The organism is Stenotrophomonas sp. PUT21, assembly GCF_052232875.1.
Lineage (GTDB): Bacteria > Pseudomonadota > Gammaproteobacteria > Xanthomonadales > Xanthomonadaceae > Stenotrophomonas > Stenotrophomonas maltophilia_N.
Map to the genome: position 1 here is coordinate 2,975,008 of NZ_CP197645.1, position 18,741 is coordinate 2,993,748.

At 67.1% G+C, this 18,741-nt stretch carries 20 protein-coding genes and 1 tRNA gene; 1 reads left to right on the forward strand and 20 read right to left on the reverse strand.

The features are described 5' to 3' along the window. Positions 1–74: 74 nt before the first annotated feature. Positions 75–404, reverse strand: coding sequence for a hypothetical protein (locus ACTT2I_RS13560; RefSeq protein WP_421099140.1), 330 nt, complete (start codon positions 402–404; stop codon positions 75–77). 361 nt (positions 405–765) lie between these two features. Between ACTT2I_RS13560 and ACTT2I_RS13565 the strand changes: the two genes are divergently transcribed. Next, complete coding sequence (locus ACTT2I_RS13565; RefSeq protein ID WP_421099139.1) at positions 766–2,241, forward strand: S41 family peptidase; 1,476 nt, start codon at positions 766–768, stop codon at positions 2,239–2,241. Positions 2,242–2,264: 23 nt separating this feature from the next. Here ACTT2I_RS13565 and ACTT2I_RS13570 read toward each other — a convergent pair whose 3' ends face one another. The 19 genes from ACTT2I_RS13570 to aspS all read right to left on the reverse strand — a co-directional run bounded on the left by ACTT2I_RS13570 (position 2,265) and on the right by aspS (position 18,722). Beyond that, positions 2,265–2,411, reverse strand: a complete 147-nt coding sequence (locus tag ACTT2I_RS13570; RefSeq protein ID WP_293985108.1) for a hypothetical protein — start codon at positions 2,409–2,411, stop codon at positions 2,265–2,267. Between the two features lie 251 nt (positions 2,412–2,662). Then, positions 2,663–2,738 (reverse strand) — tRNA-Lys (locus ACTT2I_RS13575). 72 nt (positions 2,739–2,810) lie between these two features. Further along, entirely contained in the window at positions 2,811–3,476 is a 666-nt protein-coding gene (queC, locus tag ACTT2I_RS13580; protein WP_019185214.1) for a 7-cyano-7-deazaguanine synthase QueC, read from the reverse strand. 76 nt (positions 3,477–3,552) lie between these two features. Further along, entirely contained in the window at positions 3,553–4,251 is a 699-nt protein-coding gene (queE, locus tag ACTT2I_RS13585; protein ID WP_421099095.1) for a 7-carboxy-7-deazaguanine synthase QueE, read from the reverse strand. Between the two features lie 133 nt (positions 4,252–4,384). Further along, the gene (gene ybgF, locus ACTT2I_RS13590; RefSeq protein ID WP_421099094.1) at positions 4,385–5,191 is read right to left on the reverse strand and encodes a tol-pal system protein YbgF; all 807 of its coding nucleotides are present in this window, start codon (positions 5,189–5,191) and stop codon (positions 4,385–4,387) included. Between the two features lie 3 nt (positions 5,192–5,194). Then, positions 5,195–5,710: a peptidoglycan-associated lipoprotein Pal gene (gene pal / locus ACTT2I_RS13595; protein ID WP_088433905.1), complete on the reverse strand. Its 516-nt coding sequence runs from the start codon at positions 5,708–5,710 to the stop codon at positions 5,195–5,197. 64 nt (positions 5,711–5,774) lie between these two features. Then, a complete protein-coding gene (tolB, locus tag ACTT2I_RS13600) occupies positions 5,775–7,094 on the reverse strand; it encodes a Tol-Pal system beta propeller repeat protein TolB (protein WP_088433904.1) in 1,320 nt (439 codons plus the stop codon). A gap of 263 nt (positions 7,095–7,357) precedes the next feature. Continuing rightward, entirely contained in the window at positions 7,358–8,419 is a 1,062-nt protein-coding gene (gene tolA / locus ACTT2I_RS13605; protein ID WP_019185219.1) for a cell envelope integrity protein TolA, read from the reverse strand. After that, a complete protein-coding gene (gene tolR / locus ACTT2I_RS13610) occupies positions 8,409–8,837 on the reverse strand; it encodes a protein TolR (RefSeq protein ID WP_019185220.1) in 429 nt (142 codons plus the stop codon). The genes tolA and tolR overlap by 11 nt, the downstream gene beginning before the upstream one ends. 23 nt (positions 8,838–8,860) lie before the next feature. Next, positions 8,861–9,640, reverse strand: a complete 780-nt coding sequence (gene tolQ / locus ACTT2I_RS13615) for a protein TolQ (protein WP_019185221.1) — start codon at positions 9,638–9,640, stop codon at positions 8,861–8,863. A 10-nt stretch (positions 9,641–9,650) separates the two neighbouring features. Continuing rightward, entirely contained in the window at positions 9,651–10,094 is a 444-nt protein-coding gene (gene ybgC, locus ACTT2I_RS13620) for a tol-pal system-associated acyl-CoA thioesterase (RefSeq protein WP_088433903.1), read from the reverse strand. Next, on the reverse strand, positions 10,084–11,124 hold the full coding sequence (gene ruvB, locus ACTT2I_RS13625) for a Holliday junction branch migration DNA helicase RuvB (RefSeq protein WP_088433902.1): 1,041 nt from the start codon (positions 11,122–11,124) through the stop codon (positions 10,084–10,086). The genes ybgC and ruvB overlap by 11 nt, the downstream gene beginning before the upstream one ends. Positions 11,125–11,530: 406 nt before the next feature. After that, positions 11,531–13,381 carry a potassium transporter Kup gene (locus tag ACTT2I_RS13630; RefSeq protein WP_172407548.1) on the reverse strand — a complete coding sequence of 617 codons (1,851 nt, stop codon included), beginning with the start codon at positions 13,379–13,381 and terminating at the stop codon, positions 11,531–11,533. A 127-nt stretch (positions 13,382–13,508) separates the two neighbouring features. Continuing rightward, the gene (gene ruvA / locus ACTT2I_RS13635) at positions 13,509–14,099 is read right to left on the reverse strand and encodes a Holliday junction branch migration protein RuvA (protein WP_088433901.1); all 591 of its coding nucleotides are present in this window, start codon (positions 14,097–14,099) and stop codon (positions 13,509–13,511) included. Positions 14,100–14,109: 10 nt separating this feature from the next. Further along, positions 14,110–14,631: a crossover junction endodeoxyribonuclease RuvC gene (ruvC, locus tag ACTT2I_RS13640; RefSeq protein WP_088433900.1), complete on the reverse strand. Its 522-nt coding sequence runs from the start codon at positions 14,629–14,631 to the stop codon at positions 14,110–14,112. A 129-nt stretch (positions 14,632–14,760) separates the two neighbouring features. Beyond that, positions 14,761–15,492 carry a YebC/PmpR family DNA-binding transcriptional regulator gene (locus tag ACTT2I_RS13645; protein WP_421099092.1) on the reverse strand — a complete coding sequence of 244 codons (732 nt, stop codon included), beginning with the start codon at positions 15,490–15,492 and terminating at the stop codon, positions 14,761–14,763. 83 nt (positions 15,493–15,575) lie between these two features. Then, positions 15,576–16,208 (reverse strand): esterase/lipase family protein, encoded by a 633-nt coding sequence (locus ACTT2I_RS13650; RefSeq protein WP_088433898.1) that lies wholly within the window; start codon positions 16,206–16,208, stop codon positions 15,576–15,578. A 111-nt stretch (positions 16,209–16,319) separates the two neighbouring features. After that, positions 16,320–16,853, reverse strand: coding sequence for a GNAT family N-acetyltransferase (locus ACTT2I_RS13655; RefSeq protein ID WP_421099091.1), 534 nt, complete (start codon positions 16,851–16,853; stop codon positions 16,320–16,322). Between the two features lie 111 nt (positions 16,854–16,964). Further along, entirely contained in the window at positions 16,965–18,722 is a 1,758-nt protein-coding gene (gene aspS, locus ACTT2I_RS13660; protein ID WP_421099090.1) for an aspartate--tRNA ligase, read from the reverse strand. Positions 18,723–18,741: the final 19 nt, after the last annotated feature.

Genomic DNA, 18,741 nt, shown 5'->3' on the forward strand with positions numbered 1-18,741 from the left:
ACGTGCACCCGGGACAAGCGTTGTTCCATGCGTTCGTGGTACCGCATTGCGGATCCGCGCTGGCTCATCCGCGCTCATGTGTCGCGCTCCCGCAGGGTCTCCAATTGCTGGTGCATGTCATCCCAGCCCAGCCGCGTCTCCAGCAGCATGCCATTGAGCGTGCGCCTTGCCTGTGGCGGCAGCGCGCCGTCCCGCACGCTCGCCTCGAGCGCGCGCACCAGCCGCGCTTCTGCTGCCTGGCTCTCGCTGACGTACTGGATGCCCGCATCGCCCAGCACCGTCCCCAGCCAGCCGAAGCACCCACGGACAGTGCCTGCCAGCGTGCCGTGACGTGCGGGCTGGCCGCCGGCGTCGCGCACCAGTCGCGTGACGCCGGCGACGATCTGCGTCTTCGACGCCGCCATCCGCACATCATCAAGGCGCTCAACTGCGGATCGTGCATCTGCACATCGGCAACGGCCTTGGCATAGATCTCGTGGCCGTCGCGTGCGATGCCAATGATCTGGTTCAGTTCGCGTATCGCGTGACCATTGCTAACCGTGTTCATGGCAGCGCTCCGTGGGATCGTCGACGCCCACTGTGGCCGGGTACCGTTCTGATCGTGCGCGCACCGGGGGAACGGCGGCGTGAGACTGTCGCCGGCTGCGGCGCGAATGGGACTACCGACGGTGAAGCGCATTGGCTACGATCCATGGCAGTCAATCGCGCACACATGATCTGGTCGCGCTCATCTGTGCGGGCATCACCCGGTCGCAAGGAGGCTGTATGGCAGGGATGAGAGGGATCGTGATCACACTGGCGATGCTGGCCATGGCCTCGCCCGACGCATCCCGCGCCGCACCGGCGTTCGATCGCAGCGCCTGGCAGGCCGACCATGCGGCACTCAAGCAGCTGCTGGAGCAGGACTACGCGCACCTGGCCTGGGTCGCCTCGCCTCAGGGCGGCGTGGATCTCCCCGCGCTGGATGCTTCCGCGCAGCGCTCGCTGGCCGAAGCGCAGACCGATGCGCAGGCGGCCCAGGCGCTTCGCACCTTCCTGGCCGGCTTCCATGATGGCCACCTCAGTCTGCTCGATCCGCTTGAGCAGGCGCCCCGCGCCGTCGCACCCGCTGCCGTGGACCCACGCACCCTGGGCGCTAGCGCGGGCTGTGCGCTGCTCGGGGTGTCCGACGAAGGTCGCCACGATTTCAGCCTGCCGCTGGAAACGCTGCCGGGCTACCAGCCGTTGAACGATGGCGCTGACCCCATGCTGCGCACCGGCATTCTGTCGTTGCCGGATGGGCGCCGGATCGGCCTGCTGCGGTTGCACGAGTTCGATGCGTTGCGCTATCCCGGCCTGTGCCACGCGCTGTGGCCACAACTGCGGCACGCCGACTCCACTGCGGAGATGCGCGGCACATTGGGCCGTGGCTGGGTCGAGGTGATCGCCGCCAGCCTGCGACGCTTCCAGCAGGACGGCGTGGACGCGGTGCTGGTGGATGTGGGGGACAACCCGGGCGGTGACGATAGCGGCGACACGCTCGCGCGCCTGTTCACCTCCACGCCGGTGGCCTCCGCCGTGCTTGACGTCAGCGAATCGGCCGCGGGCAAGCCGTATCTGGATGAACAGTACGAACGGCTCGACGACGCGCTGCGCCATCACCACCCCAAGCCCGCCGCCCGCCGGCTGTTGAGCGCGCAACGGGCCGCCTTCCAGGCGTCGCGGCAGGCGGTGTCGCTGCCTGCCTGCGATCTGTCGTGGGTCTGGCGCATGCAGCAGGACTGGAACGCCGCACCGTGCCGCCGTCTGGTCGCGGCGGGTACCTCCGGCGGCCCGCTGCCGACGCCTGCCGTGGACGTCCTCGATGATTTCCTGATCGCCCACCGCCTGGACTGGGCCCAGGATCTGCGCGAGCACTGGGGCGCGTGGAAGGGTCCGGTGTATGTGTTGACCAATGGAAAGACTGCCTCCTCGGCCGAGATGTTTGCCGCGCGCATGCAGGACAACCACATCGCCCGCGTGGTCGGTACGCGCAGCGGTGGCTATGGCTGTGGCTTCATGAGCGCAGAGGCACCGCCTGAACTCCCCCATTCGCACCTGCGCGTGCGCGTGCCGAACTGCGTACGCCTGCGTGCCGATGGCAGCGACGAAGTTGCCGGCATCACCCCGGACCTGCCTGTCATTCCGCGCAGTGGAGAAAGCGCGCGGGCACGGGCGCAGCGCGTGGTGGATACGCTCACCGGCGACATCGGGATGCATTGAGTCCGGCCCCGGCGGTGCAGTGGTCACTGCCACCGCCGCCCGTTTCCGGCTGCCGATGCCCCACTACCCCTGCGCACCCACCAGCGCCAGCCGCGCTGCACCCCTGTCGCCACGCCCAGCACACCGGCGAAGACGAGCGCCGCCTGCAGAAGTTCCACCAGCAACGTCATTGCGTCGTCCCGTGTCGACCCGGTGACGGTGCTGCCTCGTGCGGAATGGCATCGTGCCGTGCTCAAGGTCAGTGCGGTCAGCGTGCGCGTGTAGACGACGGGCGGGCATCAGTCACTGCCTCAACCTGGGTCAGGGATTCTCTCGAGGGGCTGTCAGAGGCAGACAGCTGCCGGGTCAACGGACGGTTGTGGACACGCCAGCGCCGCGCATGAAAAAGGCGACCTCGCGGTCGCCTTGATCATGGATGCAATGGTGGGCCGTGATGGATTCGAACCATCGACCAAAAGATTAAAAGTCTTCTGCTCTACCAACTGAGCTAACGGCCCATTGCATCCCCGACGTGACGCCGGGGGTGCGCATTCTAACGCATCTTCGCGCTCATGCGTACCCGTCCCGCATCACACGTAGTGGGTAGGATCCGGCACGCCGGCATCGGTGAAGCCCTGCGCGCGCAGGCGGCAGGCGTCGCAGTGGCCGCAGGCGCGGCCCTGGTCGTCGGCGTTGTAGCAGGACACGGTCAGGCCGAAATCCACGCCGAGGCGAACGCCTTCACGCACGATGTCGGCCTTGCTCAGGAACTGCAGCGGCGCGTGGACCTGGATGCCCGCCCCTTCCACGCCCGCCTTGGTGGCCAGATTGGCCAGTGCCTGGAAGGCCTGGATGAATTCGGGGCGGCAATCCGGGTAGCCGGAGTAGTCCACCGCGTTGACCCCGCAGAAGATGTCGTTGGCGCCCAGCACTTCGGCCCAGCCGAGCGCGACGGACAGCATGATGGTGTTGCGGGCCGGGACATAGGTGACCGGGATGCCCTCGCCGCCCGCTTCGGGCACGTCGATGTCGTCGGTCAGGGCCGAGCCACCGATGCTGCGCAGGTCGACGTTGACGGTTTTATGGGCGACCGCGCCCAGCGCGCTGGCGACCGCCGCGGCGGCGTCGAGTTCGGAGGTGTGGCGCTGGCCGTAGCGCACGCTCAGGGCGTGGACGGCAAAGCCCTGCTCGCGGGCAATGGCGACGACGGCGGCGGAGTCCATGCCGCCGGACAGGAGGACGACTGCTTTCTTCATGGGGGGTGTTTCCGGTGGTTTGCAGGGAACCAGCACGCTGTCCCGCGCCGGGTACGTCAGGGAATGCCGAGGCGGCTTATCGGCCCGGCTCGTCATTCCACAAAAGCTTGTGCAGCTGCATCTGGAAGCGCACCGGCAGGCGGTCGGCCACGATCCAGTCGGCCAGCTCGCGCGGGCTGACCTCGCTCTTGCTCGGCGAGAACAACACCATGCTGCGCTCGTTGAGGCGATGCTCGCGGACCATCGCGCGGGCCCATTCGTAATCCTCACGGCTGCACAGGACGAACTTGATCTGGTCGCGCCTGGTCAGCAGCGGCAGGTTCTCCAGGCGGTTGCGGGCCATTTCGCCGGAGCCGGGGGTTTTCAGGTCCACCACGCGCGACACGCGTGGATCGACGGCGCTGACGTCCAGCGCGCCGGAGGTTTCCAGCGACACGTCCAGGCCGGCATCGCAGAGCTTCTCCAGCAGCACCAGGCAGCGCTTCTGCGCCAGCGGCTCACCGCCGGTCACGCAGACGTGGTGGACCCCTTGGGCCAGGACCTCTTCCACGATCGCGTCGATGTCCCACCAGGTGCCGCCATGGAAGGCGTAGGCGGTATCGCAGTAGGTGCAGCGCAGCGGGCAGCCGGTCAGGCGCACGAACACGGTCGGCCAGCCGGCGGTATCGGCTTCGCCCTGCAGGGACAGGAAGATCTCGGTGATCTTCAGTCGCGGCAGCGGGGACTGCACGATCTCACTCGGGAGTGCGGCGGCAGCGGACAGGGTCGTGGTCATGGCGGTGATTCTTGGGGGGACGGCTTCGGAAACGACAACAGCCGGGCATGGCCCGGCACGGAAGACCGGGCAACGCCCGGTTGGCGATCAATCATTATACCGGGCCCGGCCGCCTCAGCGGCCCGGGGCGGGTTCAGCGGATCTGCTGACCCAGCCGGATCGACTGCAGACGGTCCTGCGCGGTGCGCGCGGCGTCGGAGCCGGGGTACGTGGATACGACCTGTTCCAGGGTCGCCTGGGCCTGGTCGACCTTGCCTTCGCCATACTGCGACAGGCCGATCTTGAGCAGGCCACCGGACGCCTTGTCATGGGTCGGGTAGCGCGAGATGAGGTCGCGGAACTGCGCCTCAGCCAGCGGGAAATTGCGGGTGGCGTAGTAGCTCTCGCCCAACCAGTACAGCGCGTTGGGGGTATAGACGCCGTTGGGGTACAGCTCGAGGAAGCTCATGAACAGCTGCGCCGAGTCGTCGTACTTGCCGGCCTTGAGCGAATCGAAGGCGACGTTGTAGGCCGTGCGTTCGTCGCCACTGGCAGCCAGGCTGCCGGCATCGCCGTGCACGGAGGGCGGCCGCTCGGAAGCGGCCGTTGCCGGTTTCGGGGATGCAGCGGGGGCAGGCGCGGCTGCGGCCGGGGCGGCGGGAAGCGCGGGGGCTCCACCTTCAAGGCGGTTCAGGCGGCTGTCCAGGTCCAGGTACTGGTCCTTGCCGGTCTGCTTGAGCTGCTCATTGTCGTGCTGCAGCTGCTCGACCTGCGACTGCAGGGCCTGCAACTGGGTACGCAGCTGGTTGAGCTGATTGAGCATGTCCATGTTGGACTGGTTGTTGTTCGCCTGCTGCTCAAGCGCGCCGACGCGGTCGGCCAGACTCTGGCGCTGCGCATTGGCCGGTGCGGCAGCCACGAGGGCTGCCGCAACGATCATCGATAGAAATCGAAAGCGCATCTATTACTGAGCCGTGTACACGATCTCGACGCGACGGTTCTGCGACCAGCAGGACTCGCCCGACTCGGTGCAGACCGGACGCTCTTCACCGTAGGACACGACGGTCAGCTGCGAAGCCGAACCACCGTTGGCCTGCAGTGCCGAGGACACGCCGTTGCCACGACGCTCGCCCAGGGCCTGGTTGTAAGCGCGCGAACCGCGCTCATCGGTGTGGCCCTGCAGGGTCATGCGCGAGGACGGGCGGTCACGCAGGTACTTGGCGTGGCAAGCCATGATGGCCTGGAATTCCGGCTTCACGTCTTCCTTGTCCAGGTCGAAGTACACCACGCGCTGGCGCAGGCAGGAGTCGGTATCCAGATCGCCCGGGCCGTACAGGCCGGAGGTGGACGGGCCGGTCGGAGCCGTGGTGCTGCCGGTATCAACCGGGGCAACAGGCGTTTCCTTGACCTTCTTGGAACAACCGGCCAGGGCGGCCACGGACAACAGGGAGACAAGCAGAACGCGGGTGGTCTTGTTCATGGCGATACCTTTGAGGCTCCTAAAGCCGGATGAGGGATGAATACGGCGAAATCTTAACACTCTGTTAGCGCTTTGTACGGTATGGCGACCAAGAAGGCTCGCGAACATCACCGTCCGCCAGAACAAGCCGCTGGCGCACGCGCGCATCGGCCGAAACGGCGTACAACACTCCACGACCACCCTCACGGGCGGCGTACAACACCATGCTCGCGTTGGGCGCAAAGCTCGGCGATTCGTCCAGCGACCCTGGCGACAGCGTGTTCCAGCGGGCCGAACCCGTGCTGCTGTCCATCATCGCGATCTTGTAGGTGTTGCCACTGCCCTGGGCGACCACCAGCTTCTTGCCGTCATAGGACAGGCTCGGGGTGGCGTTGTAGTTGCCCTGGAAGGTCACGCGCGAGGCGCTGCCACCGCTGGAGGCGACCTGGTAGATCTGCGGGCGGCCGCCACGGTCGGAGGTGAAGTAGACGGTGCTGCCATCCGGGCTCCAGGTCGGCTCGGTATCGATGGCGAAGTGGTTGGTCAGCTGGGTCAGCTGCTTGCTGCCCAGGTCCATCACGTAGATCTCCGGGTTGCCGCTGCGCGACAGCGACAGGGCCAGGCGGCGGCCGTCCGGGGAGAACGACGGGGCGCTGTTGATGCCGCGGAAGCTGGTCACCAGCTCACGTGCGCCGCTGGAGATGTTCTGGATGTAGATCGCCGAATTGCCGCGTTCGAAGCTGACGTAGGCCAGCTTGTTGCCGTCCGGGCTCCAGCTCGGCGACAGCAGCGGCTCGGCCGAGCGCACGATGGTCTGCGGATTGAAGCCGTCCGAATCGGCCACCATCAGCGCGTAACGCATGGCGTCACCCTTGCCGCTGGCGGTGACGTAGGCGATGCGGGTCCAGAAGGCGCCGCGGACACCGGTGATCTTCTCGTAGATGGCGTCGGCCATCTGGTGGGCGACATCGCGCATGGCATTGCCACGGGCAGTCATCGCCAGGCCGAGCAGGCGCTCACCCTTGGGCACGTCATACAGCTCGTACTCCACGCGGTAGGCACCGGCGCCGGCGTCCATGACCCGGCCGACCACGATGTAGTTCTGCTTCAACGCGCGCCAGGTGGCGAACTGGATCTCGCTGCCACGGGTCGGCTTTTCGACGATCTGGGCTTCCGGCAGGTTGCGGAACTGGCCGGAACGGTCCAGATCGGCGCGTACCACGGCGGCCACATCGGTCTGCGGTGCACCGGCCGACCCCTGATACGGCATGGGGACGACGGTGATCGGCGTGGCGGAGGCATTGCCGCCAATGATGTCGATATCCAGCCCCTTCTGCTGCGCCATGGCAGCGAAGGGCAACAACAGGGCCGCAACAACGGCAAGCCAACGAGGCATTTTTTTCATGGAGCGCTCAATAGGGGGAAACCAGAACGAGGGATAACAGGACCGCGGTGAACAGTTTCGCAATCATGAACCAAGGCAGTGTGAATTCCGAGTCACCGAGCGCACAAATCTCACGGGCCGTTAACGATCCGGCCGGATTGGGCGGCAATCAACCCCTTCTCGATCACGAACGCGTTGTGCAGCACGCGGGTGGACACGCCTGGCAATGGCATGGAGGCAGCAGCCTCCCGCCGGTGTTCAAGCGCGCACCGCACCGCCCCGGATCAATCCTGGGCGGTGAAGGTGAAGTTGATGGTGCGCGCGAACACCGATTCGAAGCCGCGGTACGGCAATGGCTGGGCATTCAACACGGCCGCCTCGATCGAGCGGCGGCCGGCCTCGTCGAACGGGCAGCTGCCGCTGACCTTGGCCTGGATGACCTGCCCCCCCGGAATCTGGGTGATCGAGACCTGGCAGCGCTGGCCCAGCGGCACCGAATCCGGACGCGTCCACTGCGCGGAGACCTTCTGCTGGATCGCGGCGGCGTACTTGGCGCTGAGATCGTCGCTGGTCCCACCTGCACCGGCCGCCGGCTTGGCGGCACCGGTCGCACCGGCGGTGGAAGCGGAGGCGTTGGCGGCACGCGCAGCGGTGACCTGGCGCAGCTTCTGCTCGGCCAGCTTGGCTTCGTTCTCGGCCTGGGCCCGCTTGCGACGGATTTCGGCCAGCTTCTTGTCGCGCTCGGCCTCGGCCTTGGCGTCGTTGGCTTTCTGCTCCTGCTCGGCCAGCTTTTTCTTCAGCTCGGCCTCTTCCTGCTGCTTGGCCAGGCGCAGCTTCTGCTCGGCCTGTTCCTGGCGCTTGCGCTCGGTCAGGTCGATCTGTTCCTGGCGGCGCTTGGCTTCCTGCTCCTGCTTGGCCTTCTCAGCCGAGATCGCCAGCGCGTTGACCGCTTCCTGGTCGACCGTGTCGGGCTGGGCGATGCGCTCCTGCGCCTGCGACTGCTGGGGGGTCGGCGCGTCCTGCGGGCGCGGCTCGGGCAACGGCTGCGGCGGCGGCACGGTGTCTTCGGGAATGGGCTCAGGCTCGGCGACCGGTTCGGGCAGGTCCGGCAAGGTCTCGGAGGCACGCAGGGCCTGGCGCGCGGCCGACGCCTCGGAGGCGGACAGCTGCAGGCTGGCCTCGATCGCCGGATCGCCGGCGGCCGCTTCGGTGGTGCGCTGCGGCGACCACAGCCAAGCGGCGATGAAGATCAGGGCCAGCAGCAGGTGCACACCGAGCGCCAGCGCGATCGGCAGACCCCACTTCTCTTCAGGCTGACGCTGCGGTGGCAGGGCTTCAGCGTGCATCGGTCGCCAGGCCCACCTTTTCCACGTTGGCGCGCTTGATCACGTCCATGGCCGCGACCACCTTTTCATAGGCCACGGCCTTGTCGGCGGCAACGATCACGCGCAGGTTCTTGTCCTGCGAGGAAAGCGCGGACAGCTGGGCCTGCAGGCGGGCAGCATCCATCGGTTCCGGATCCTTGGCCTCGGGCAGCTTCAGGCTCAGCTGGCCATCCAGACGGACGGACACGATCACCGGATCCTGCTTGCTCTCCAGCGCCTTGGCCTGGGAGGTCGGCAGATCCACTTCAAAGCTCAGCGTGAGCAGCGGCGCGGTCACCATGAAGATGATGAGCAGCACCAGCATGACGTCGATATACGGCACGACGTTGATTTCGGATTTGAGCTTTCGGCGCTTGCGGCGGCCAATGGCTGCGGTCATGGCAGGACTCCTGTGCTGGGCGCTTACTCGTCGCCCGCGGTCTGACGCTGCAGGATCGAGCTGAACTCTTCTGCGAAGGTTTCAAAGCGCACCGACATGCGCTCCACGCGGGTGGTGAAGCGGTTGTAGGCCCACACCGCCGGAATCGCCACGAACAGGCCGATGGCGGTGGCGAACAGGGCTTCGGAGATGCCCGGGGCGACCGAGGCGATACCGGCCTGCTCGCCGCTGTTGATCATGTCGTGCATGGTCACCATGATGCCGAACACGGTGCCGACCAGGCCCACGTACGGGGCGGTCGAGCCGATGTTGGCCAGCAGCTCCAGGCTGCGTTCCATCTGGTCCACTTCGCGGGTATAGGTGGTGCGCATGGCGCGCTGGGCACCTTCCAGCTGCGCGCGGCCATCCAGGCGGCGCTTGTCGCGCAGGCGGGTGAACTCGCGGAAGCCCGATTCGAAGATCGCTTCCAGGCCGCCGACCTGGCGGTTGCGGTCGGTCGCCGAGCTGTACAGCTTGCCCAGGTCCGCACCGGACCAGAAGCGGCTTTCGAACTCATCGGCGGCGCGGTTGGCAGCGTTGAACACGCGCGCCTTGCGGAAGATGATCACCCAGCTGATGAACGAGCCGGCCAACAGCAGCAGCACGATGATCTTCACCGGGATGCTGGCCTTGACCATCAGGTCCAGGTAATTGATGCCACCGCCATGCGCGGCTTGGGCGACAGTCTGCGCCGCGGCGCTGGTGACTTCCTGCGGCAGCGCTTCGGTCACCGTGGCCTGCAGGGCCAGGAGCATTGCGATCATCCGTTGTTCCTCAGTATGCGGATTCTGGAAATTCGAGGTGTTTCAGCGCGGCATGCAGTGCATCGTCCATGCCACGCGGTTTGAAGGTGGCTGCATCGAGCGCGGCGATCTTCACCTGCGCGGTCAGCAATGTTTCCCCGCCCCGGCATACGGCCTGGGCGAACACCATGCTGGCGCGCTTGCACTGCACCAGCGTGGCGGTGACATCCAGCGCATCATCCAGACGCGCCGGCTTGAGGAACTCCATGGTCATGCTGCGCACCGCGAACACCAGGCCATGGTCGCAGCGCATGCGCTCTTGACCATACCCCAATGCGCGCATCCATTCCGTGCGCGCCCGTTCCATGAAGGCCACGTAGCGGGCGTGGTACACGACCCCGCCAGCGTCGGTATCTTCCCAGTAAATGCGTGTCGGCCAACTGAATCGGGGCTCAACCCGGGGATCAACCGACATCCGGGACCTCCGCGAACAGGTCGGCCGGCGGATTCTTCGGCTTCAGGCCCATGTGCCGGTAGGCCTTGTGCGTGCACATGCGGCCGCGCGCGGTCCGGATCAAAAAGCCCTGCTGGATCAGGTAGGGCTCGACCACGTCTTCCAGCGTACCGCGCTCTTCGGACAGCGCGGCCGCCAGCGATTCGATGCCGACCGGGCCACCGTCGAAGTAATCGACCATGGTCCGCAGCAGGCGCCGGTCGAGTTCGTCGAAGCCCTCCGGATCGACCTTGAGCATCTGCATGGCCGCCTGGGCGACGTCCTGGTCGATGTGGCCGGCCGCCTTCACCTGGGCGAAGTCGCGCACGCGGCGCAGCAGCCGGTTGGCGATACGCGGGGTGCCACGCGAGCGCCGGGCAATCTCGGCCGCGCCTTCGGCGGTGCAGTCGATATTGAGGATGCTGGCCGAGCGCCGGACGATCTTGGTCAACTCTTCCGGCGTATAGAACTCCAGCCGGTGCACGATGCCGAAACGGTCGCGCAGCGGCGCGGTCAGCAGGCCTGCACGGGTGGTCGCGCCGATCAGGGTGAACGGCGGCAGATCGATCTTGATCGAGCGCGCCGCAGGGCCCTCGCCGATCATGATGTCGATCTGGAAATCTTCCATCGCCGGGTACAGCACTTCTTCGACGACCGGCGACAGGCGGTGGATTTCATCGATGAACAGCACATCGTGCGGCTGCAGATTGGTCAGCAGCGCGGCCAGGTCACCGGCCTTTTCGATCACCGGGCCGGAGGTGACGCGCAGCGCGACCCCCAGCTCATTGGCGATCACGTGGCTCAAGGTGGTCTTGCCCAGGCCTGGCGGCCCGAAGATCAGCACGTGGTCGAGCGCGTCGCCACGGGCCTTGGTCGCTTCGATGTAGATCGACAGCTGCTCGCGCACAGGGGCCTGGCCGAGGTAATCGGCCATGCGCTTGGGGCGGATGCTGGCGTCGGTGCCCTCATCCTCGCGGGTCGCGAGGGCACCGATGATGCGGTCGTCTGTCATGCGGCAATTATGCGGCAAAAGAGGGAGGTTCGGCCGGGCTGCGTCCGGCGCCGCGCGTAGCGCCGGGCTCTGCCCGGCAAGAGCCAAGGCAACAGCCGGTGTACTGAGGGACAGCGGGATGGGCCCGCTTGCGGGGGACAGCGCGCCGTCCGGCAGGCAACCCCAAGGCTCTTCGTCCACAGCTCGCCCAAGGCTCTTCGTCCACAGCTCGCGCCAAGCGTCTGGAGGAGAGCCCCCTTGGTGTTCAAGGGGGCGCGCCGAAGGCGCGGGGATCAGGGGGAATGCGCGGAACGCCGGCGCCAACGGCGACTGCGTTTCAAGGGGGCGCGCCGAAGGCGCGAGGATAAGGGGGCATGCCGCCGGGCCCCACGGTTTGCATCGCAAACCGTGGGGCGGCCCAAGAGATCTAGATCTCGACCTGGGCCCCAAGCTCGACGAGCCGATTGCCCGGAATCCGGAAGAACCCGGTCGCCGGCGCCGCGTTCCGGTGCATCAGCGCGAACAGTTTGTCGCGCCAGATCGGCATGCCGCGGTTGGCGGTGGCCACGATGGTCTCGCGGCTGGCGAAGAAGGTGGTGTCCATCGGGTCGAAGTAGATCCCGCCGTGGTCGCACGAGCGCATCAGCGCCAGCGGCACGTCCGGGGTCTCCATGAAGCCGAAGCGCACGTAGATCCGGTAGAACTCATCGCCCACCGACTCGATCTTCAAGCGCTGGCCCGACGGTGCGTACGGCACCGGCAGGGTCACCACGTGCAGGAACACGTTGCGCTCGTGCAGCACCTTGTTGTGCTTGAGGTTGTGCATCAGCGCATGCGGCGCCACCGAGGGGTCGGCGGTCAGGAACACGGCGGTGCCCGGCACCCGCACCGGCGGGGCCAGCATCAGGCCCGGCAAGAAGGTATCGATCCGGATGCCGTCCTTTCGGATCTCATCGCGCAGCAGCTCGCGGCCACGCCGCCAGGTGCGCATCATGGTGAACAGCACGATGCCCAGCACCACCGGGAACCACGCGCCCTGCAGCAGCTTGGCGCCGTTGGCGATCACAAAGCCCAGGTCGATGACGAAGAACACCACGCACAGCGGGATGATCCAGTTGCGGGCCTTGGGCCACAGCGCGCGGGCGACCAGGGCCAGCAGCAGGGTATCGATCAGCATGGTGGCCGACACCGAGATGCCGTAGGCCACGGCCAGGTTGGAGGAGCTGCGGAAGGCCAGCACCAGCCCGATCACCATCACCGCGATGCCCCAGTTGATGCCCGGGATGTAGATCTGGCCGATGGTGTCGTGCGAGGTGTGGGTGATGCGCATGCGCGGGATGTAGCCCAGCTGCATCGCCTGGCGTGACACCGAGAACGCACCGGTGATCACCGACTGCGAGGCGATCACCGCCGCCATGGTGGCCAGGATGATCATCGGGTACAGCGCCCAGTCCGGCACGGCCTCGAAGAACGGGTTCTTGACCGCCTCGGGGTTGTTGAGCACCAGCGCGCCCTGCCCCAGGTAGTTCAGCACCAGGCACGGCAGCACGAAGAAGTACCAGGCGTGGCGGATCGGCTTGGCCCCGAAGTGGCCCATGTCGGCATACAGCGCTTCGCCGCCGGTGACCGCCAGCACCACCGCGCCGAGGATGAAGATGCCGTGCCAGCCGTGCTCCATGAAGAAGCGCAGCGCCCACATCGGGTTGAAGGCCTTGAGCACTTCCGGCGCATCGACGATGTTCCAGATGCCGATGGCGGCCAGCGAAATGAACCAGATCGAGGTGATCGGGCCGAACAGCTTGCCGATCTTGGCCGTGCCGAAGCGCTGTACCGCGAATACGGCCAGCAGCACCACCACCGTGATCGGCACGATGAACGCATGCAGCCCGGGGGCTGCGACCTCCAGGCCCTCGACCGCGCCGAGCACCGAGATCGCCGGGGTGATCACGCCGTCGCCGAAGAACAGCGAGGCACCGAAGATGCCCAGGATGCCCACTACATAGGCCGAGCGCGACCCGTTGCGCAGGGTGCGCTGGGTCAGCGCCATCAGCGCCATGATGCCGCCTTCGCCGTCGTTGTCGGCACGCATGATGATGGTGACGTACTTGAGCGTCACCACGATGTTCAGCGCCCAGAACGCCAGGGACAGCACGCCCAGCACGGTGTCATGGTCGCTGTTGAGACCGTAGTGCGGGGAAAACGCCTCTTTCAGCGTGTACAGCGGGCTGGTGCCGATATCGCCGAACACCACGCCGATGGCGCCGATCATCAGCGCCATGCCGCCGGCCGCCGGCGCGTGGCCGTGCGGCGCCTGGCCGTCGCTGTGCTGGGGGGAAGTGGTGGACATGAGGCTCCGGGCGGACGCGGTCGGTGGTGTCGGTATCAGGGAACGGCAGGCGCGCGGCTCAGCGCAGCGCGGCCTGCAGGGCCTTGCGGATGACCGTGGCGACATCGTCGCCCTCGGCGTTGGCATCGCGCGCCATGCGCGCGGCCTCGGTCGGCTTGTAGCCCAGCTGCTGCAGGGCCACGGTCGCCTCGGAGACCGGATCGGTGGCCGGTGCGGCGCCGGCGATCGGTGCCCCGCCGCCGCCGAAATTGGCCGCGCGGTCGCGCAGCTCCAGCACCATGCGCTCGGCGGTCTTCTTGCCGATGCCCGGGATGCGGGTCAGCGCGGTGATGTCACCGGCCTGCAGCATGCGCGCGAATTCATCCACGCTGACGCCGGACAGCACCGCCAGCGCGATCTTGGCACCGATCCCGCTGACCTTCTGCACATCGCGGAACAGGCGGCGCTCGCCCTCGCGCAGGAAGCCGTACAGCGAGACGCTGTCTTCCTTCTGCGCGTAGTGGGTGAACAGCGTGACCTCGCGGCCCAGCTCGGGCAGGTCGTAGAAGGTGCTCATCGGCGCCTCCAGTTCGTAGCCGACGCCGTTGACGTCGACCATGAGCCACGGCGGCGCCTTGTAGGCCACGATCCCGCGCAGACGACCAATCATGCAGTTTTCCTCATTTCCGGCTCCAGGCCTGGCGCGCATTGACGCCCAGGCGCAGCGCCGTGGCCCGGACATGGGCGTGGGTGATCGCCACGGCCAACGCATCGGCAGCGTCGGCCTGCAGCTTGGTTTTCAGGTTGAGCATGAGCCCGACCATGTGTTGGACCTGTTGTTTTTCCGCGCCACCGCGGCCGACCACGGCCAGCTTGATCTCGGTGGCGGCGTATTCGCTGACCGGCAGGTCGCGCATCACCACGGCCGAGATGGCGGCGCCGCGCGCCTGGCCCAGCTTCAGGGCCGAATCCGGGTTGCGCGCCATGAACACCTTTTCGATGGCCACTTCGTCGGGGCGGTATTCCTCGACCAGGGCGGTCAGGCCCACCACCAGCAGCTTCATCCGCTGCGGGAAGTCGTCCGCGCCCAGCAGCACCAGCGGCAGGTGATGCACGTGCATCACCTTGCCGGTGGCGTCCACATCAATGATGCCCACCCCGGTGCGCTGCGAACCGGGGTCGATGCCGAGGATGCGGGTCATGCGGCACGCACACGGCCGCCCGCGGCCCGGAAGGGACACATGCGGCGGGGATAACAGGGAACGGCTGGAGTCATCATGGTCCGCATTGTCCGCTCACCGGTCGCGCAAAGCGACCGGTGAAGGGCCCGCTCAGGCGTAGGCGTCCGCGCCGAGATCGGCGTTGGAGAACACGTCCTGCACGTCGTCCAGGTCTTCCAGCATGTCCAGCAGCTTCTTGACCTGCAGGGCAGTGTCGCCTTCGACCTTGATGTCGTTGTCGGCGCGGAAGGTGATTTCGGCGTGGTCCGGGGTGAACCCGGCGGCCTCCATCGCATCCTTGACCGCGTGATAGCTGTCGGCGGCGGTGAGCACATCGATCGCCCCGTCTTCCGGGTAGACCACGATGTCGTCCGCGCCAGCCTCGATCGCCGCTTCGGTGACGGCTTCTTCGTTGGCGCCCGCAGCGAAGTGCAGCACGCCCAGGCGCTTGAACATGAACGCCACCGAGCCTTCGGTGCCCATGTTGCCGCCGCACTTGCTGAACGCATGGCGGACATCGGCCACGGTGCGCACGCGGTTGTCGGTCAGGCAGTCCACGATCACGGCCACGCCACCGGGGGCATAGCCCTCGTAGCGGATCTCTTCGTACTCCACGCCTTCCAGCTCACCGGTCGCCTTCTTGATGGCGCGCTCGATCACGTCCTTGGACATGTTCGAGGACAAGCCCTTGTCCATGGCCACCCGCAGGCGCGGGTTGTTGTTGGGGTCGCCTCCACCGCCGCGCGCGGCAACGCCGATCTCGCGGATGATCTTGGTGAAAATCTTGCCGCGCTTCGCGTCAGACGCGTTTTTGCGGTTCTCGATGGAGGGGCCTCTACCCATGGGGTGACTCTCGTGCTTCTGTCAGGAACAGGGCGCGAATTCTACCTGATCCGCCGGCCTGCCCGTGTCAGTGCCGGGCCCGCTCAGGCGGCGTGGGCCGCGTCATCACGCCGGAACCGGCCATCACGCAGGAAGGCGGCCGTCTGCCGCGCGGCGTCGGGCGAGAACACCAGCCCGCTGTGGCTGGCCGGGATCACGCAGTGGTCGGCCAGCCCCGGCAACTGCGTCTCATCCAGCGCCACGGTGCCATCGGAGGCATCGCCACAGGCCCCCAGCAGGCTGCCCAGCCCATGGGGGACGGAGCCGGCGATCAGACCGACCTGCGCCCTGCCCTCCCAGGCCGGCAGGCCATCCAGCAGCAGTTCCGAGCTGCGCCCGAGCGCCAGCGACCAGCCGTGGTCGCTCAGCGAACGCGCGGTCACGCTGCCGCGCAGCGGCGAACCGAGGCAGACCACCCGCGAGACCGGCAGCTCCGGCGCGCGCCGCAGGGCCTCCAGCGCGACCAGCCCGCCCAGGCTGTGCCCGACCAGGGAGACCGGGCCGCTGTCCTTGAGTCGCTCCAGCAGCTGCGGCACCGCGACGTCGGGACCACCGAACACGCTGGAGTAGCCGAAGGTATGCACGGCGAAGCCACGGGCGCGCAGGCGCCAGGCCAGGGGGCCGACCCAGGCGCGTGCATTCCAGATGCCATGCAGCAGTAAAACAGGGGGATTCATGATGTCAGCCTAGCCCGATGGGCTGGGCGCCTGCAGAAGGAAACAGCGTCATTAGACGAATGGACCGGCCAACGGCAGGTGAAGCCGCTGCGGGCGGTGACGGTGTCGCGCTCAGGCCGCCGCAGGCGGGCGGCGCAGGATGAACTCCAGATCGAGCACCTTGCCGACCGGGAACGCATAGGTGCCCACCTTGCTGAAGCCATAGCGGGCATAGAACCGCTGCGCGCCGAAGTTCTCCGACCACACGCCGAGCCACAGCGTGCGCGGGCCTTCGCGCTCCAGCCAGGCCAGCGCGGTTTCGAACAGGCGGCTGCCCCAGCCACAGCTCTGCTGCGCCTTGATCAGGTACAGGCGCTTGAGCTCGCCATCGCCGGGCTGCACCTCGGCATGCGGAAGCCCGCAGGGACCTGCGGCGGCATGGCCCACGGCGATGCCGTCCAGCTCCAGCAGCCAGACCGCGTAATCGGGGTGTTCAAGAATGATGCGCTGGCGCTCCGCCGGGTACGCCTCCTCCAGGAAGGCCTGCAGATCTTCAGGCGGATACAGGTGGCCGAAGGTTTCCACGAACGTGCGCGTGGCCAGCGCCGACAGGGTCTGGGCGTCGTCCGGGGTGGCGCGGCGGATGGTGTAGCGGCCTGGGGTCACGGCGAGGGACATTGGCGACGGAGTGGTCGCCAATTTACCTGAAGCCGGGCCGGTGTTGATCACGGCCGGTGTGGCGGTACCGACCGTTGGTCGGCCGGTACCTGCCGAGCCTTATTCCTTGACCGCGCGCGGACGCACCTGGACGTGCACTTCGGCCAGCTGCTCGTCCGGGATCGGCGACGGGGCGCCGGTCATCAGGCACTGCGCGCCGGTGGTCTTCGGGAACGGGATGACGTCGCGGATCGACTCGGTGCCGGCCATCAGCGCGGCGATACGGTCGATGCCGAAGGCGATGCCACCGTGCGGCGGCGCGCCGAAACGCAGCGCATCGAGCAGGAAGCCGAACTTGCCCTCGGCCTCTTCGGCACCAATGCCCAGCAGCTCGAACACCGCGCTCTGCATGTCCGAGCGGTGGATACGGATCGAGCCACCGCCGATCTCGTTGCCGTTGAGCACCATGTCATAGCTACGCGACACGGCGGTCTTTGCATTCGCGTGCAGGTCGGCAATGTCGTCCACCGCCGGGGCGGTGAAGGGGTGATGCAGGGCGACGTAGCGCTGGGCTTCGTCGTCGTACTCGAACATCGGGAAATCGGTGACCCACAGCGGTGCCCAGCCGGCGGCGACCAGGTTGAAGTCCTTGCCGGCCTTCAGGCGCAGGGCGCCCATGAAATCGGAGACCTTGTTATAGCCACCGGCGCCGAAGAACACGATGTCCCCGTTACCGGCGCCGACGTGTGCGACCAGCGCGGCGAAGGCGTCTTCGCTGAAGAACTTGGCGATCGGCGAGCTGACTTCGCCGCTCTCGCTGATCTTGATGTAAGCCAGGCCCTTGGCGCCGTACTTGGCGGCGTGCGCGGCGTATTCGTCGATCTGCTTGCGCGACAGGCTGGCGCCGCCCGGGATGCGCAGCGCGGCCACGCGGCCATCGGCGTCGTTGGCGGCCGCGGTGAACACCGGGAACTCGCTGGTCTTGACCAGGTCGGCCACGTCCACCAGCTCCAGCGCGATGCGCAGGTCCGGCTTGTCCGAACCAAAGCGACGCATCGCCTCGGCCCAGGTCATGCGCGGGAAGCTGGCGGCCAGCTCCACGTCCACCACTTCCTTGAAGATGGCGCGGATCATGGTTTCCACGAAGTCCTGCACATCGCGCTCGCGCACGAAGGCGAACTCCATGTCCAGCTGGGTGAATTCCAGCTGGCGGTCGGCACGCAGGGCTTCATCGCGGAAGCAGCGCGCGATCTGGTAGTAGCGGTCGAAGCCGGCCACCATCAGGATCTGCTTGAACAGCTGCGGGCTCTGCGGCAGGGCGTAGAACTCGCCCGGGTGCATGCGCGCCGGCACCAGGAAGTCGCGGGCGCCTTCCGGGGTGGCCTTGGTCAGGATCGGGGTTTCGATGTCCTGGAAGCCGGTGGCGTCCAGGTGGCGGCGCAGGGCCTGCACCAGCTTGATTCGGGTGCGCTGCATGCGCTGCATTTCCGGGCGGCGCAGATCCAGGTAACGGTACTTCAGGCGGGTTTCTTCGCCCGGGTTCTCGTGCGCGTGGAACGGCAGCGGCTCGGCCTTGTTGAGGATGGTGATGGCCGTGGCGATCACTTCCACGTTGCCAGTGCGGAGCTTGTCGTTGGCCGCATGGCGCGCACGCACCACGCCCTCGACCTGCAGCACGTCTTCGTAGCCCAGGCTGGCGGCCACGGCGAACACGGCCGCGTTGTCGACTTCCACCGTCACCTGCACGATGCCTTCATGATCACGCAGATCGATGAAGACCACGCCGCCCTGGTTGCGGGCAACGTCGGTCCAGCCGGCGAGGGTAACGGTTTGGCCAATCAGGGTCTCGTCGACCAGGCCACAGAAGTGGGTACGCATGGGGGTAAAGCTCCGCAGG

Excerpts from the sequence above, each read along its gene's own strand:
- ACTT2I_RS13570 (WP_293985108.1), bottom strand. The coding sequence starts at position 2,411 with ATGACGTTGCTGGTGGAACTTCTGCAGGCGGCGCTCGTCTTCGCCGGT.
- tolB (WP_088433904.1), bottom strand. The coding sequence starts at position 7,094 with ATGAAAAAAATGCCTCGTTGGCTTGCCGTTGTTGCGGCCCTGTTGTTG.
- ruvA (WP_088433901.1), bottom strand. The coding sequence starts at position 14,099 with ATGATTGGTCGTCTGCGCGGGATCGTGGCCTACAAGGCGCCGCCGTGG.
- ACTT2I_RS13560 (WP_421099140.1), bottom strand. The coding sequence starts at position 404 with ATGGCGGCGTCGAAGACGCAGATCGTCGCCGGCGTCACGCGACTGGTG.
- aspS (WP_421099090.1), bottom strand. The coding sequence starts at position 18,722 with ATGCGTACCCACTTCTGTGGCCTGGTCGACGAGACCCTGATTGGCCAA.
- pal (WP_088433905.1), bottom strand. The coding sequence starts at position 5,710 with ATGAACAAGACCACCCGCGTTCTGCTTGTCTCCCTGTTGTCCGTGGCC.
- ybgC (WP_088433903.1), bottom strand. The coding sequence starts at position 10,094 with ATGTCGGTTGATCCCCGGGTTGAGCCCCGATTCAGTTGGCCGACACGC.
- ybgF (WP_421099094.1), bottom strand. The coding sequence starts at position 5,191 with ATGCGCTTTCGATTTCTATCGATGATCGTTGCGGCAGCCCTCGTGGCT.
- tolA (WP_019185219.1), bottom strand. The coding sequence starts at position 8,419 with ATGCACGCTGAAGCCCTGCCACCGCAGCGTCAGCCTGAAGAGAAGTGG.
- queE (WP_421099095.1), bottom strand. The coding sequence starts at position 4,251 with ATGACCACGACCCTGTCCGCTGCCGCCGCACTCCCGAGTGAGATCGTG.
- ruvB (WP_088433902.1), bottom strand. The coding sequence starts at position 11,124 with ATGACAGACGACCGCATCATCGGTGCCCTCGCGACCCGCGAGGATGAG.
- ruvC (WP_088433900.1), bottom strand. The coding sequence starts at position 14,631 with ATGACCCGCATCCTCGGCATCGACCCCGGTTCGCAGCGCACCGGGGTG.
- ACTT2I_RS13630 (WP_172407548.1), bottom strand. The coding sequence starts at position 13,381 with ATGGCGCTGATGATCGGCGCCATCGGCGTGGTGTTCGGCGATATCGGC.
- ACTT2I_RS13650 (WP_088433898.1), bottom strand. The coding sequence starts at position 16,208 with ATGAATCCCCCTGTTTTACTGCTGCATGGCATCTGGAATGCACGCGCC.
- tolR (WP_019185220.1), bottom strand. The coding sequence starts at position 8,837 with ATGACCGCAGCCATTGGCCGCCGCAAGCGCCGAAAGCTCAAATCCGAA.
- tolQ (WP_019185221.1), bottom strand. The coding sequence starts at position 9,640 with ATGATCGCAATGCTCCTGGCCCTGCAGGCCACGGTGACCGAAGCGCTG.
- ACTT2I_RS13565 (WP_421099139.1), top strand. The coding sequence starts at position 766 with ATGGCAGGGATGAGAGGGATCGTGATCACACTGGCGATGCTGGCCATG.
- ACTT2I_RS13645 (WP_421099092.1), bottom strand. The coding sequence starts at position 15,492 with ATGGGTAGAGGCCCCTCCATCGAGAACCGCAAAAACGCGTCTGACGCG.
- queC (WP_019185214.1), bottom strand. The coding sequence starts at position 3,476 with ATGAAGAAAGCAGTCGTCCTCCTGTCCGGCGGCATGGACTCCGCCGCC.